Below are 13081 nucleotides of genomic sequence, written 5' to 3' on the forward strand. Positions count from 1 at the left end.
CAGGTTAGCGCAGGGAGTAGGAAATGGCACTCTTTAGGTCACTCTGCCAAGTGCGCTGGCAGTAGGCAGCCCAGTGGAGCCACCCATGGGCTTGAGGTGAACCGCATTTTTCACAGCTAAACGACCAAACTGCGTGAAATTTCATACTTTCGCAACTTTCGGTAAAGCGTATTACGGCTCACCCCTAACTGCTGCGCCGTATGGCTCATGTGCCAGCGTTGCTGCTCCAGCGTTGCCAGCAAAGCCGACCGCTCGGCGTCGTCCAGGGGCGAACGTGCAGGGCTCTGTTCACTCGATTGCGCGCGAGCCTGGCGGATGTTTGCAGGTAAATCCTCAAGCCCGACCAAGCTTGTGTCGCACAGCGCGACCAGCGTGCGCAACACCGTACGCAGCTGTCGGATATTGCCCGGCCACGCGTACGCCAACAGCACTTCACGCGCCGCAGGCGTCAGGCCAACAGCCTGCTTACCCGCCTCCTGCGCCAGCAGGAAGTCCAGCAGTTGCGACTTGTCACTGCGCTCACGCAACGCCGGAAGGGCGACTTCCAGGCCGTTCAAGCGGTAATACAAATCCTCGCGAAAGCTGCCGTCCTGCACACGCTCAAGCAGATTTCGGTGCGTGGCGCTGATAATTCGCACGTTCACCGCCTGGGGCTCACCGCCGATAGGTACCACCAGGCGGTCCTCCAGCACTCTCAACAAACGGGTCTGCAGCGCCACCGGCATATCGCCGATTTCATCCAGAAACAGCGTACCGCCATCGGCTTGTTGCAGCTTGCCGCGCATGCCTTCCTTCAGCGCTCCGGTGAAACTGCCACCGCGATAGCCAAACAGCTCGCTTTCGATCAGGTTTTCCGGGATGGCCGCACAGTTGAGCGCGACAAAGGCCTTATCGGAACGCTGGCTGGCCTGGTGCACGGCCTTGGCGAACGCTTCTTTCCCGCACCCGGTTTCACCGTTGATCAGCAGTGGCACATCGCGCTCGAACACCCGCAGCGCCTTGCGCATTTCGCCTTGCAGGGCCGGGTCGCCCAGGCAAATTCCTGATAGCCGTGGCGATGCTGGTCGGGTAACCGGCGTGGGCACACGGCGCGGCTGGCCTCTCAATGCCGCAAACAGGCTGCGCCCCTCACGGGTACGCAATGGCCAACTGGCGGTCGCACTGGCGCTGGCGCGGCTCAGCAGTTGGTCCAGCGAACAATCGAAAAATGCCTCCACCGGCTGCCCCAGCAAACCGCTACGCGTGCATGCGAGCAGGTTGAGCGCGCTCTGGTTGGCCGCGCAAATGCGCCCCTCACCGTCGAACGCCAGCAGCCCTTCACTGAACAGGCCCACGGACTCTGCCTGCAGGTGAAAGCGCAGTAGCCAATGGTGCTCGAAGTGGCGCAGGAAATAGCAACTCTCGATCATCTTCGCCGAGAGATTGACCAGCGCCATGGTGTGGAATTGGCTCTGGCGCGACACCGCTTCCCGAGCCGACGACACGTCCAGCACCGCCAGCAGTTCACCGTGAGGATCGAACACCGGGCTCGCCGAGCAGGTCAGCCCGGTGTGACGGCCGCGAAAGTGTTCGTCGCGATGAATCGTCACGGACTGGCGCTCAACCAGGCACGTCCCGATACCATTGGTGCCCTCGCGGGCCTCACTCCAATCGGCGCCCAGCCATAACCCGGCGCGCTCGAAAATCTTGCGCTCGGACGGCGCGGTGACGCAGTTGAGGATCACGCCGCGCGCGTCGGTGAGCAGCACCGCGTGACCAGCGCCGGAGAGCTGTTGATGCAGGCTGTTCATCTCGTTGCCGGCGATGTGGAGCACCTGCTGCAGGCGTTCGCGACTTTCCAGCAGGCGCCCCTGTTCGAGCACGGTAGGGGCGATGGTTTGCGCGGGATCGAGGTGGTAGTCCTCCAGGCAGCGCAGCCAGGAGCGGGCAATGGATGGATCGCTGCCGGGGCCTTGGGAGCATTCATGCCCGCGTGTGACGGTCAAGACTTGCCGGGCGTGGCGACTGAACTGATCGTTGTGCATGTTCTTATTATTCTCCCTGCGTGAGAACGCCCAGCATCCTCCAGGCACCCAGCCATTGCAATCCCGACCCGACCCGCCGGTCACGGGCCGTATCGTTTATGACACACACTGTCACCCCACCTGTACCGACGGGGTGACAGCAACGCCCGGTAAAAATATTAACCCCTTGATTTACCTGGCCTGCAACGCAGTGGCCCAACCTTTGCTCTACGCTTTATTACGCGCTTGCCGCGCTGTACTCCAATAAACATAAAAGCAGGAGATACCCACCATGCGTTATGCACACCCCGGTACTGAAGGCGCTATCGTTTCGTTCAAGGCCAAGTACGGCAACTACATCGGTGGAGAATTCGTTGCCCCGGTCGATGGCAATTACTTCACCAACACGTCGCCGGTCAACGGCAAGCCCATCGCCGAATTCCCGCGCTCCACTGCCAAAGACATCGACAACGCCCTGGACGCCGCCCACGCCGCCGCTGACGCCTGGGGCAAGACCTCGGCCCAGGACCGCTCGCTGGTCTTGCTGAAAATCGCCGACCGTATCGAACAGAACCTCGAACTGCTGGCCGTCACCGAAACCTGGGACAATGGCAAGGCCGTGCGCGAAACCCTCAACGCCGACATCCCGCTGGCCGCCGACCACTTCCGCTACTTCGCCGGCTGCATCCGCGCCCAGGAAGGCAGCAGCGCCGAAATCAACGAACTCACCGCCGCCTATCATTTCCATGAGCCGCTGGGCGTGGTCGGCCAGATCATCCCGTGGAACTTCCCCCTGCTGATGGCTGCCTGGAAGCTCGCCCCGGCCCTGGCCGCCGGTAACTGCGTGGTGCTCAAGCCCGCCGAGCAAACGCCGCTGGGCATCAACGTGCTGATGGAGCTGATCGGCGACCTGCTGCCGCCCGGCGTACTCAACGTGGTGCACGGTTTCGGTAAAGAAGCCGGCGAAGCCCTGGCCACCAGCAAGCGCATCGCCAAGATCGCCTTCACCGGCTCCACTCCGGTGGGCTCGCACATCATGCATGCGGCGGCCGAGAACATCATTCCGTCCACCGTCGAACTGGGTGGCAAGTCGCCGAACATCTTCTTCGCCGACATCATGAAAGCCGAACCGCAATTCATCGAAAAGGCCGCCGAAGGCCTGGTGCTGGCGTTCTTCAACCAGGGCGAAGTGTGCACCTGCCCATCGCGCGCGCTGGTGGAAGAGTCGATCTATGAAGACTTCATGAAAGTGGTGATGAAAAAGGTCGAGTCGATCAAGCGCGGCGATCCGCTGGACACCGACACCATGGTCGGCGCCCAAGCGTCGGAGCAGCAGTTCGACAAGATTCTGTCCTACCTGGAAATCGCCAAGGCCGAAGGGGCGCAACTGCTCACCGGCGGCAAGGTGGAGAAGCTCAGCGGCGACCTGGCCACCGGCTATTACATCCAGCCGACCCTGCTCAAGGGCACCAACGAAATGCGCGTGTTCCAGGAAGAAATCTTCGGCCCAGTGGTAAGCATCACCACCTTCAAGGACGAAGCCGAAGCCCTGGCCATTGCCAACGACACCGAGTTCGGCCTGGGCGCCGGCCTGTGGACCCGTGACATCAACCGCGCCTACCGCATGGGCCGGGCGATCAAGGCCGGCCGCGTGTGGACCAACTGCTACCACCTGTACCCGGCGCACGCCGCGTTTGGCGGTTACAAGAAGTCCGGTGTGGGCCGTGAGACGCACAAGATGATGTTGGACCATTACCAGCAGACCAAGAACTTGCTGGTGAGCTACGACATTAATCCGTTGGGCTTCTTCTAACCCACAACACCCCTCCCACCCTTGCAATGCAATCAAAGGTGGGAGCAACTGTCTTAATGGATTCAATTCAGAAGTCATTTCTCATAGGCAGCAAAGCTCCCACAGCCTTAGGCCGTGCGATGTTGAACGAAGTAGCTGCTACCGCGCTAAGCGGTGCGCTCTATCCATTCAGTACGGTCGCGCAGCATCGCGTTCAGGCGTACCAACAAAACGCGCATACAGGCGATCAACGCGACTTTGGCGCATTTCCCTTTATCACGTAGCGCCTTATATCGAGTCCCGAATTCTGGCTGGTCCCGGATGACCACCCAACAGGCCATGTAAAGTGAGCGACGAGCTGAAAACCTTCCGCCACTGATATGACGTGCACCTTTATGCCTTCCGCTGTCGTTGTTGTACGGAGCGAGTCCCGCTAATGCTGCGATAGGGCGTCCGCCAATTTCTCCCAGCTCGGGCAGGTAAGCCATAAGACTGGTGGCAGTAACCAACCCGATGCCTTTGACTGAACACAGTCGAGCCACCTTTTCGCTATCTAGCTCGTTCGCACTTTGACGAATTAGTTGATCTATCGCCTCCACTGCCGTGTTCAAATAGTCGATATGGCTCTGCAATGCAGGCTTTACCGCATCGCAGGAAGCAGTTTTCAGGCGTCGTCTGTCGTCATCTCTTTGCTGAACAAAATGTTCCCGCTGCTGGACCAACGCGCGCAGCTTGTCGTGTTCCGGGCTTGTGATTCGGGCACTTGGCGAGTCTAGAATGGCTGCATAGTGCGCCAGAGACTTTGCGTCTATCGGGTCGGTTTTGGCTTTTTGACCCATCGCTCTGGAAAACTCTTTGGCGCGACGGGGGTTAACGCACATAACCTCAAGGCCGGCAGCCTGGGCCGCTTTGACGACTTTGCGCTCGTAGCCGCCCGTGGCTTCCACCAACACGCGATTAACCTGGTAAAGCATTAGCCAACCGATCAACGCCGGTAACTCTCTTTCAGTGTTGGAACAGCTTACCCCAGCTTCAAGTGAATGAATCCGAACCTCAAGACTGTCTTTGGAAACATCAATGCCTGCGGAACAGGAAAACATGGCCAAATCCTCTTACACTTAGAGTGAGAGCGCTCTGGCTTGGCCCACGCTTGTAACTGTTCGAGGTGGGCTCGTTCAACTGTTCGGGCTCATGTCCAGAGCGGAGAGGTGAGTAGCAGCGTGGGCTCCCACACGTGCTTTAAGCACTCGGGGCATTCAGCTTGCTACTCACCGCTCTCACCCTCAGTCTAATCCTGACTCAAGACACAAGGGGGCTTGCTCCCGATAGCGGTGGATCAGCCAACAACTCAGTAGCTGACACACCGCCATCGGGAGCAAGCCCCCTCCCACACTTAGAACTTCACAAGTACTTGCGAACTGCATTCGGCTCAAAGAGGCCGAGTTAAAAACAATAACAACGAAAGGTACTTCCCCATGCCTAGCGAACCCACTGGATCGTCTGTCGACTTCGAAAAAGTCGGCACCGATTACTTCCAACAACGCGAACTCAAAAAAGGCGCCGCCGGCTGGGTGTTATTAGTTGGCCTCGGTGTCGCCTACGTCATCTCCGGCGATTACGCCGGCTGGAACTTCGGCCTGGCCCAAGGCGGTTGGGGCGGCATGTTTCTCGCCACACTGCTGATGGCCACCATGTACCTGTGCATGTGTTTTTCACTGGCCGAACTGTCTTCCATGATTCCCACCGCAGGCGGCGGCTACGGCTTTGCCCGCAGCGCGTTTGGCCCTTGGGGCGGGTTTCTCACGGGCACGGCGATCCTGATCGAATACGCCATCGCGCCCGCCGCCATCGCGGTGTTTATCGGCGCATATTGCGAGTCGCTGTTCGGCATTGGCGGCTGGATGATCTATTTAGCGTTCTACATAATCTTTATCGGCATCCACATCTTTGGGGTGGGTGAAGCGCTGAAGTTGATGTTCGTGATCACCGCCATCGCAGCCATCGCCCTGGGCGTGTTTCTGGTAGCGATGGTGCCGCACTTCAATGTCGCCAACCTGCTGGATATCCCGGTGACCGAAGCCAAGGGTGCCAGCCCTTTCCTGCCGTTCGGTTACGTCGGCGTGTGGGCGGCGATCCCCTATGCGATCTGGTTTTTCCTCGCGGTAGAAGGCGTGCCCCTGGCCGCTGAAGAAACCAAGAACCCCAAACGCGACCTGCCACGCGGGCTGATCGGCGCGATTGTGGTGCTGACCAGTTTTGCCCTGTTGATTCTGGTGATCGCGCCGGGCGGTGCGGGCACTTACGCCTTGATCAAATCCGGCAACCCACTGGTGGAAGCGTTGGCATTGTCCTACGGCGGCTCGACCTGGATGGGCAGCTTCGTCAACCTGGTAGGCCTGGCCGGCTTGATCGCGAGCTTTTTCTCGATCATCTACGCCTATTCGCGACAGATCTTTGCCCTGTCCCGCGCCGGCTACCTGCCGCGCAAACTGTCCGAGACCAACAAGAGCAAGGCACCGGTGTTGGCGCTGGTGATCCCCGGCATCATCGGTTTTGGCCTGTCGTTGACCGGCCAGGGTGATCTGCTGATTCTGGTGGCCGTGTTCGGCGCCACCATCTCCTATGTGCTGATGATGGCCGCCCACATCACCCTGCGCATCCGTCGCCCCAAAATGGATCGCCCCTACCGCACGCCGGGCGGCATCTTCACCTCGGGCGTGGCGCTGGTACTGGCCTGCGTGGCCGTGGTGGCGGGCTTTCTGGTGGATCCGCGCGTGGTCATTGGCGCCGCGATCATCTATGGAGTATTAATTGCTTACTTTGCTTTCTACAGCCGGCATCACTTGGTAGCGGGCACGCCGGAAGAAGAATTCGCGGCGATCCAGGCCGCAGAGGCCGCCTTGCACTAACTGCCGTAAACCTCGACGCGGGCGCCTTGCCCGCGTCGTCAAGGAGACACTGTATGGCAAGCTTTTCCCACGCGGTGGGTGCACAGACCTACCGCTTCGACAGCCTCAAGGACCTGATGGCCAAGGCCAGCCCGGCGCGTTCCGGCGACTTCCTGGCGGGCGTGGCGGCGCACAATGATGGCGAACGGGTTGCGGCCCAAATGGCGCTGGCGAACACCCCGCTCAAGCACTTCCTGGAAGAAGTGTTGATTCCCTATGAAACCGACGAAGTCACCCGGCTGATCGTCGACACCCACGACAAACTGGCCTTCGCCACGGTCAGCCACCTGACCGTAGGCGGCCTGCGCGACTGGCTGCTCAGCGACGCCGCCGATGAACAATCCCTACGCGCACTGGCGCCGGGGCTGACACCGGAAATGGCCGCCGCCGTGTCCAAGATCATGCGCGTACAGGACCTGGTACTGGTGGCACAGAAGATCCGCGTGGTCACCCAATTTCGCGGCACCATGGGCCTGCGCGGGCGCCTGTCCACACGCCTGCAACCCAACCATCCCACCGACGAACCGGCCGGTATCGCCGCCAGCATTCTCGACGGCCTGCTCTACGGCAACGGCGACGCGATGATCGGCATCAACCCGGCCACCGACAGCATCGCCTCGATCTGCGCCATGCTGGAGATGCTCGACGCAATCATCCAGCGCTACGACATCCCCACCCAGGCATGCGTGCTGACCCACGTCACCACCTCCATCGAAGCGATCAACCGTGGCGTGCCGCTGGACCTGGTGTTCCAGTCGATCGCCGGCACCGAAGCGGCCAACGCCAGCTTCGGCATCAGCTTGAGCCTGCTGCAGGAAGGCTATGACGCGGGCTTGAGCCTCAACCGCGGCACCCTGGGGCAGAACCTGATGTATTTCGAAACCGGCCAGGGCAGCGCCTTGTCGGCCAACGCGCACTTCGGCGTCGACCAGCAAACCTGTGAAACCCGCGCCTATGCCGTGGCCCGGCACTTCAAACCGTTTCTGGTGAACACCGTGGTCGGCTTTATCGGCCCCGAATACCTGTACAACGGCAAACAGATCATCCGCGCCGGGCTCGAAGACCACTTCTGCGGCAAGCTGCTCGGCGTGCCGATGGGTTGCGACATCTGCTACACCAACCACGCCGAAGCCGACCAGGACGACATGGACACCCTGCTGACCCTGCTCGGCGTGGCCGGGATCAATTTCATCATGGGCATCCCCGGCTCCGACGACATCATGCTCAATTACCAGACCACCTCGTTCCACGATGCGCTGTACGCGCGCCAGACACTGGGGTTGAAACCGGCGCCGGAGTTCGAGCAATGGCTGGCGAAAATGGGCATCTTTACGCAAGCCGACGGCAAGGTACGCTTCGGCAACAGCCTGCCACCGGCGTTCCGCAACGCGTTGGCGCAACTGGGATGAAGGAGCCGCCTGTGCAACTCGACCTGCCTGACAACCCCTGGCTGCAATTGCGCCGCCTGACCCCGGCGCGCATTGCCCTGGGCCGTACCGGCACCAGCATTCCCACCAATGCACAGCTGGATTTCCAGTTGGCCCACGCCCAGGCGCGGGATGCGGTGCACCTGCCCTTCGACCATGAAGCGCTGAGCCGCCAATTCGCCGAACGCGGCCGCGACAGCCTGTTGCTGCACAGCGCCGCCACCGACCGGCATATGTACCTGCAACGGCCGGATCTGGGACGCCGCCTCAGCGATGAATCGGCGCAGACCTTGCGCGATTACGCGTCGGCGCATCCCGATGCCGTGGATCTGGCGATCGTGGTGGCCGATGGCCTATCGGCGCTGGCCGTGCATAAACACACCGCGCCTTTTCTTGCACGCCTGGAAGAACAGACCCACGCCGAAGGTTGGTCCCTGTCACCGGTGATCCTGGTGGAACAGGGCCGCGTCGCCGTGGCCGATGAGATCGGGCAGCTACTCGGCGCCAAAATGGCGGTGATCCTGATCGGCGAACGGCCGGGGCTGAGTTCGCCGGACAGCCTGGGCCTGTATTTCACCTACAACCCCAAGGTCGGCCTCACCGACGCCTATCGCAACTGCATCTCCAATGTGCGCCTGGAAGGTCTGAGTTACGGCATGGCGGCCCACCGCCTGCTGTACCTGATGCGCGAGGCCTGTCGCCGGCAACTGTCCGGGGTCCATCTCAAGGATGAAGCGCAAATGCAGACGATCGAATCAGATGACCCGGACCTGATGAAAGGCAACTTCCTGCTTAGCCCACCTGCGGATTGATCGCGGCACGATTGCGCTTTTTCGCGGCATTAGGCAGCATCGAGCCACGGCCGCGCGCGTGGTCATACCCATTGGATGTTGAGGCCTGGCATGCGGATTACTCAAGCGACCCTGGAACACCTGGACCTGCTGACCCCGTTGTTCGTCAAATACCGCGAGTTCTATGGTGCCCTGCCGTTCCCGGACTCGTCGCGGGCATTTCTGGAAAAGCGCCTGCGGCGCAAGGAATCGGTGATCTACCTGGCGCTGGCCGATGATGATGACAAGCGACTGCTGGGGTTCTGCCAGCTGTATCCGAGCTTTTCCTCGCTGTCGCTCAAACGCGTGTGGATCCTCAATGACATCTACGTGGCCGAGGACGCACGTCGACAATTGGTCGCCGACAATCTGATGCGCACGGCGAAGAAGATGGCCAAGGAAACCCACGCGGTGCGGTTGCGGGTGTCTACCAGCAGCGACAACGACGTGGCGCAGAAGACCTATCAGTCGATAGGGTTTCGCGAAGACACCGAATTCAAAAACTACGTGCTGCCGATCAACGAAGACTAGCCGTCAAACACCGCCGATCCCCTGTGGGAGGGGGCTTGCCCCCGATAGCGGTGTGTCAGCCAATACTCATGTCACTGCCCCACCGCCATCGGGAGCAAGCCCCCTCCCACATTAAACCGGCACCCAACCGCTTCACACTTTCACGACACTCCCCGCTACAAAAGCCACACGCTTTTCATCATTCAATCCGTATAATGCCGACCTTTCAGGGTTGTAAGAATCTCGACATACACGTGTAGCCTTATTTCCCGTCGTCCCCGCACTGGCCTGCTGAGCCGGGCCATTCACACAGGTGCCATCCATGGATTTCAACCCGCTTGACCTTATCCTGCATCTCGACGTTTACCTCGACATGCTGGTAACCAACTACGGTCCGTGGATCTACGCCATTCTGTTCCTGGTGATATTTTGCGAGACCGGCCTGGTGGTCATGCCGTTCCTGCCGGGTGATTCGTTGCTGTTCATCGCCGGCGCTGTCGCCGCAGGCGGCGGCATGGACCCGGTGTTGCTGGCCGGCCTGCTGATGCTGGCAGCCATCCTCGGCGACAGCACCAACTATGTAATAGGACGAACCGTGGGCGAGCGCTTGTTCAGCAACCCGAACTCGAAAATCTTCCGCCGCGACTACCTGCAAAAAACCCACGACTTCTATGACAAGCACGGCGGCAAGACCGTGACTCTGGCGCGCTTCCTGCCGATCCTGCGCACCTTCGCGCCGTTCGTCGCCGGCATTGCCAAGATGCCCTACCCGCGTTTCTTCGGTTTCAGCGTGCTGGGCACCATCCTTTGGGTCGGCGGCCTGGTGACTTTGGGTTACTTCTTCGGCAATGTGCCATTTATCAAGAAGAACCTGTCGTTGCTGGTGGTGTTCATCATCTTGCTATCCCTTGTGCCGATGATCATCGGCGTGGTGCGCAGCCGCTTTGGCCGCACCTCCTCCGAAGCCAATCCGCACTGATCGCCCATGTGGTCCCTCAGCGCCTGGCGTCGCCGGCGCCTGCTGGCCAAGCACCCGATTGCCGATGACACCTGGCAACGGGTGCGTCACCACCTGACCTTCCTCGACGGCATCACCGCCGAGCAAGACCAGTGGCTGCGCGAAGCCAGTGTGCTGTTCCTCGCCGAAAAACACCTCACCGCCCTGCCCGGCGTCGAACTGCATCAGGAACAGCGCTTGCTGCTCGCGGCCCAGGCGCAACTGCCGCTGATGAACCTGGGTGACCTCGACTGGTATCAGGGCTTTCATGAAATCGTGCTGTACCCTGACGACTTTCTCAGCCCGCAACGCCATCGCGATGCCAGCGGTGTGGAACATGAGTGGGACGGCGAGCACAGCGGCGAAGCCTGGCACCAAGGCCCGGTGATCCTCGCCTGGCCCGGCGTACTGGCCAGCGGCCAATGGGAAGGCTACAACCTGGTCATCCATGAGCTGGCGCACAAACTGGACATGCTCAACGGCGACGCCAACGGCCTGCCCCCACTGCATAACGACATGCGCGTGCAGGAATGGGCCAGCGTGATGCAAAGCGCCTTCGACGACCTCAATCGCCAACTGGACGCCAACCCGGACGCCGACACCGAGATCGATCCGTACGCAGCGGAAAACCCGGCGGAATTCTTTGCCGTCACCAGCGAGTATTTTTTCAGCGCCCCGGATTTACTGGTCAGCCATTACCCACAGGTGTACGCCCAACTCAGCCGCTTTTACCGCCAGGACCCGCTGGCCCGCCTGACCCAACTGCAAGCCCACGACCCGCGCTACCAGCCGCAGGTCGAATGACCGTACGACGCTTGGCGCATGGCATCGGCGTCAGAATATGCCTATAATCGCCGCCACTTTTAGGCCAATCCGGCCATGTCATATGGCCAACTACGGGGGCAACGCCCAATGAGCTACAGCAAGATTCCGGCTGGCAAAGACCTGCCGAACGACATCTACGTCGCCATCGAAATTCCGGCCAACCACGCGCCGATCAAATACGAAATCGACAAAGACAGCGACTGCCTGTTCGTTGACCGTTTCATGGCCACCCCGATGTTCTACCCGGCCAACTACGGTTTCATTCCCAACACCCTGGCTGACGACGGTGACCCCCTCGACGTGCTGGTCGTGACCCCTTACCCTGTCACCCCAGGCTCGGTCATCCGCGCACGCCCGGTCGGCATCCTGAACATGACCGACGACGGCGGCGGCGATGCCAAAGTTATCGCCGTGCCACACGACAAGCTGTCCCAGCTGTACGTCGACGTGAAGGAATACACCGACCTGCCGCCACTGCTGCTGGAACAGATCAAGCACTTCTTCGAGAACTACAAAGACCTCGAAAAAGGCAAATGGGTGAAGATCGACGGTTGGGGCAACGCAGACGCTGCCCGCGCCGAGATCATGAAGTCGGTAGCCGCCTACAAAGGCTGATACTTGCGCCTCATTGCCACGGCAATTAAAAAGCCCCGATTATTCGGGGCTTTTTTTATGAACATTAAACAACGAGTTCAACGTTTGATTTTCCATGTTTAACTAACACGAATGAATGAAGAATCAAGCTACAACTAAGGAAAAGCCTACACACGCAACTCAACGCATAGTTTATTTGAATAGTTTTCCTGGCCGGTAAACTCTGCGTTTATGAATACATCAGGTGATCGTTTAAAAGCGCTATTACGGGAAGTTCATCTTTCCGCCTCCGACTTCGCCAAGAATCGCGGCGTCACGCCTCAGCACGTGAACAACTGGTTCAAACGCGGCGTCCCCATGGGCCGACTCAACGAGTTCGCAGAACTGCTGTGCGCCTCCAGTCGCTGGTTAAGCGACGGTCGCGGCCCCAAACACCCACCGGTCAACTACCTGTTGGACGGCCCCACCGCAAGGATTGCACCGACCCGCGAAGACATCGGCAAATACCTCACAGGCTCTGCCTGCCGCCCGGATAATACCGACGTGGAGATCCCCCTCCACCCCACATTCACCTCAACCGAACGCATCCGCGTCACCCAGCACACCCTCGAAAGCCTCAACGTAAACCCCGGCCGCGCCGTCGGCGCCTACATGGTCGACAACAGCATGATCGACATCATCCAACAAGGCGCCACCCTCGCCATCGATAAAGGCCGCACTCAAATCATCGACGGCGAAATCTACGCCGTCGAACACGACGGCATGCTGCGCATCAAATACCTCTACAACCGGCCTGGCGGCGGCCTGCGCATGCGCAGCCACAACGCCAGCGAACACCCGGACGAATACCTCACCTACGACGAACGCTTCGAGCAGAACTTCCAGATAGTCGGCTGGGTATTCTGGTGGTCCACCCTCAACAACCGCCGCCCACCGGTGCCGCTGGACGAACACCTGCTGGGCTGGGAAGGCTCTGAATCGGAGGTGGGCAACTGAGGTGAATGTGGGTATCATGCGCCGCACATTTGGCAGGGGTGGCTTTAAGCTATTTACCCTGCCAGGCGATGCGGAGGAGTTCCCGCGGATACCCCTACTATTCAGCCCGACGCAATGTGGGCTGAGCGATTTGAAGGCTGGTGAGGTTTGTCAAAAACA

General features: G+C 60.1%; 11 protein-coding genes. 9 read left to right on the plus strand and 2 right to left on the minus strand.

Features of this window, described 5'->3' with window-relative positions:
* Positions 1–116: 116 nt before the first annotated feature.
* Positions 117–2024 (minus strand): sigma-54-dependent Fis family transcriptional regulator, encoded by a 1908-nt coding sequence (locus tag C4J84_RS22630; RefSeq protein ID WP_124436140.1) that lies wholly within the window; start codon positions 2022–2024, stop codon positions 117–119.
* A 271-nt stretch (positions 2025–2295) separates the two neighbouring features.
* Here C4J84_RS22630 and C4J84_RS22635 point away from each other — a divergent pair, with 271 nt between their 5' ends.
* Positions 2296–3816 (plus strand): aldehyde dehydrogenase family protein, encoded by a 1521-nt coding sequence (locus C4J84_RS22635; protein ID WP_124436141.1) that lies wholly within the window; start codon positions 2296–2298, stop codon positions 3814–3816.
* 146 nt (positions 3817–3962) lie between these two features.
* Here the strand turns inward: C4J84_RS22635 and C4J84_RS22640 are convergent, their stop codons facing one another.
* Positions 3963–4895, minus strand: a complete 933-nt coding sequence (locus C4J84_RS22640) for a transposase (protein ID WP_124369104.1) — start codon at positions 4893–4895, stop codon at positions 3963–3965.
* A 375-nt stretch (positions 4896–5270) separates the two neighbouring features.
* Here C4J84_RS22640 and eat point away from each other — a divergent pair, with 375 nt between their 5' ends.
* From eat to C4J84_RS22680, 8 genes are all read left to right on the plus strand, one after another.
* Positions 5271–6704: an ethanolamine permease gene (eat, locus tag C4J84_RS22645; RefSeq protein ID WP_124420920.1), complete on the plus strand. Its 1434-nt coding sequence runs from the start codon at positions 5271–5273 to the stop codon at positions 6702–6704.
* Between the two features lie 53 nt (positions 6705–6757).
* Positions 6758–8152, plus strand: a complete 1395-nt coding sequence (locus tag C4J84_RS22650; RefSeq protein WP_124436142.1) for an ethanolamine ammonia-lyase subunit EutB — start codon at positions 6758–6760, stop codon at positions 8150–8152.
* Positions 8149–8982, plus strand: coding sequence for an ethanolamine ammonia-lyase subunit EutC (gene eutC / locus C4J84_RS22655; RefSeq protein WP_124436143.1), 834 nt, complete (start codon positions 8149–8151; stop codon positions 8980–8982). Before C4J84_RS22650 ends, eutC begins: the two co-directional genes overlap by 4 nt.
* 90 nt (positions 8983–9072) lie before the next feature.
* A complete protein-coding gene (locus C4J84_RS22660) occupies positions 9073–9531 on the plus strand; it encodes an N-acetyltransferase (RefSeq protein WP_124436144.1) in 459 nt (152 codons plus the stop codon).
* 301 nt (positions 9532–9832) lie between these two features.
* Positions 9833–10489, plus strand: a complete 657-nt coding sequence (locus tag C4J84_RS22665; protein ID WP_046069710.1) for a DedA family protein — start codon at positions 9833–9835, stop codon at positions 10487–10489.
* A gap of 6 nt (positions 10490–10495) precedes the next feature.
* Positions 10496–11311, plus strand: coding sequence for a zinc-dependent peptidase (locus tag C4J84_RS22670; protein WP_124436145.1), 816 nt, complete (start codon positions 10496–10498; stop codon positions 11309–11311).
* A gap of 108 nt (positions 11312–11419) precedes the next feature.
* The gene (gene ppa, locus C4J84_RS22675; protein WP_003176323.1) at positions 11420–11947 is read left to right on the plus strand and encodes an inorganic diphosphatase; all 528 of its coding nucleotides are present in this window, start codon (positions 11420–11422) and stop codon (positions 11945–11947) included.
* Between the two features lie 210 nt (positions 11948–12157).
* On the plus strand, positions 12158–12922 hold the full coding sequence (locus C4J84_RS22680; protein WP_124436146.1) for a S24 family peptidase: 765 nt from the start codon (positions 12158–12160) through the stop codon (positions 12920–12922).
* Positions 12923–13081: the final 159 nt, after the last annotated feature.

The sequence above is a fragment of the Pseudomonas sp. R11-23-07 genome (assembly GCF_003852295.1).
Lineage (GTDB): Bacteria > Pseudomonadota > Gammaproteobacteria > Pseudomonadales > Pseudomonadaceae > Aquipseudomonas.

What these genes read in the sequence shown, in the direction of transcription:
- C4J84_RS22680 (WP_124436146.1), top strand. Translation starts at nt 12,158, where the DNA reads ATGAATACATCAGGTGATCGTTTAAAAGCGCTATTACGGGAAGTTCAT.
- eutC (WP_124436143.1), top strand. Translation starts at nt 8,149, where the DNA reads ATGAAGGAGCCGCCTGTGCAACTCGACCTGCCTGACAACCCCTGGCTG.
- ppa (WP_003176323.1), top strand. Translation starts at nt 11,420, where the DNA reads ATGAGCTACAGCAAGATTCCGGCTGGCAAAGACCTGCCGAACGACATC.
- C4J84_RS22660 (WP_124436144.1), top strand. Translation starts at nt 9,073, where the DNA reads ATGCGGATTACTCAAGCGACCCTGGAACACCTGGACCTGCTGACCCCG.
- C4J84_RS22640 (WP_124369104.1), bottom strand. Translation starts at nt 4,895, where the DNA reads ATGTTTTCCTGTTCCGCAGGCATTGATGTTTCCAAAGACAGTCTTGAG.
- eat (WP_124420920.1), top strand. Translation starts at nt 5,271, where the DNA reads ATGCCTAGCGAACCCACTGGATCGTCTGTCGACTTCGAAAAAGTCGGC.
- C4J84_RS22665 (WP_046069710.1), top strand. Translation starts at nt 9,833, where the DNA reads ATGGATTTCAACCCGCTTGACCTTATCCTGCATCTCGACGTTTACCTC.
- C4J84_RS22650 (WP_124436142.1), top strand. Translation starts at nt 6,758, where the DNA reads ATGGCAAGCTTTTCCCACGCGGTGGGTGCACAGACCTACCGCTTCGAC.
- C4J84_RS22670 (WP_124436145.1), top strand. Translation starts at nt 10,496, where the DNA reads ATGTGGTCCCTCAGCGCCTGGCGTCGCCGGCGCCTGCTGGCCAAGCAC.
- C4J84_RS22630 (WP_124436140.1), bottom strand. Translation starts at nt 2,024, where the DNA reads ATGCACAACGATCAGTTCAGTCGCCACGCCCGGCAAGTCTTGACCGTC.
- C4J84_RS22635 (WP_124436141.1), top strand. Translation starts at nt 2,296, where the DNA reads ATGCGTTATGCACACCCCGGTACTGAAGGCGCTATCGTTTCGTTCAAG.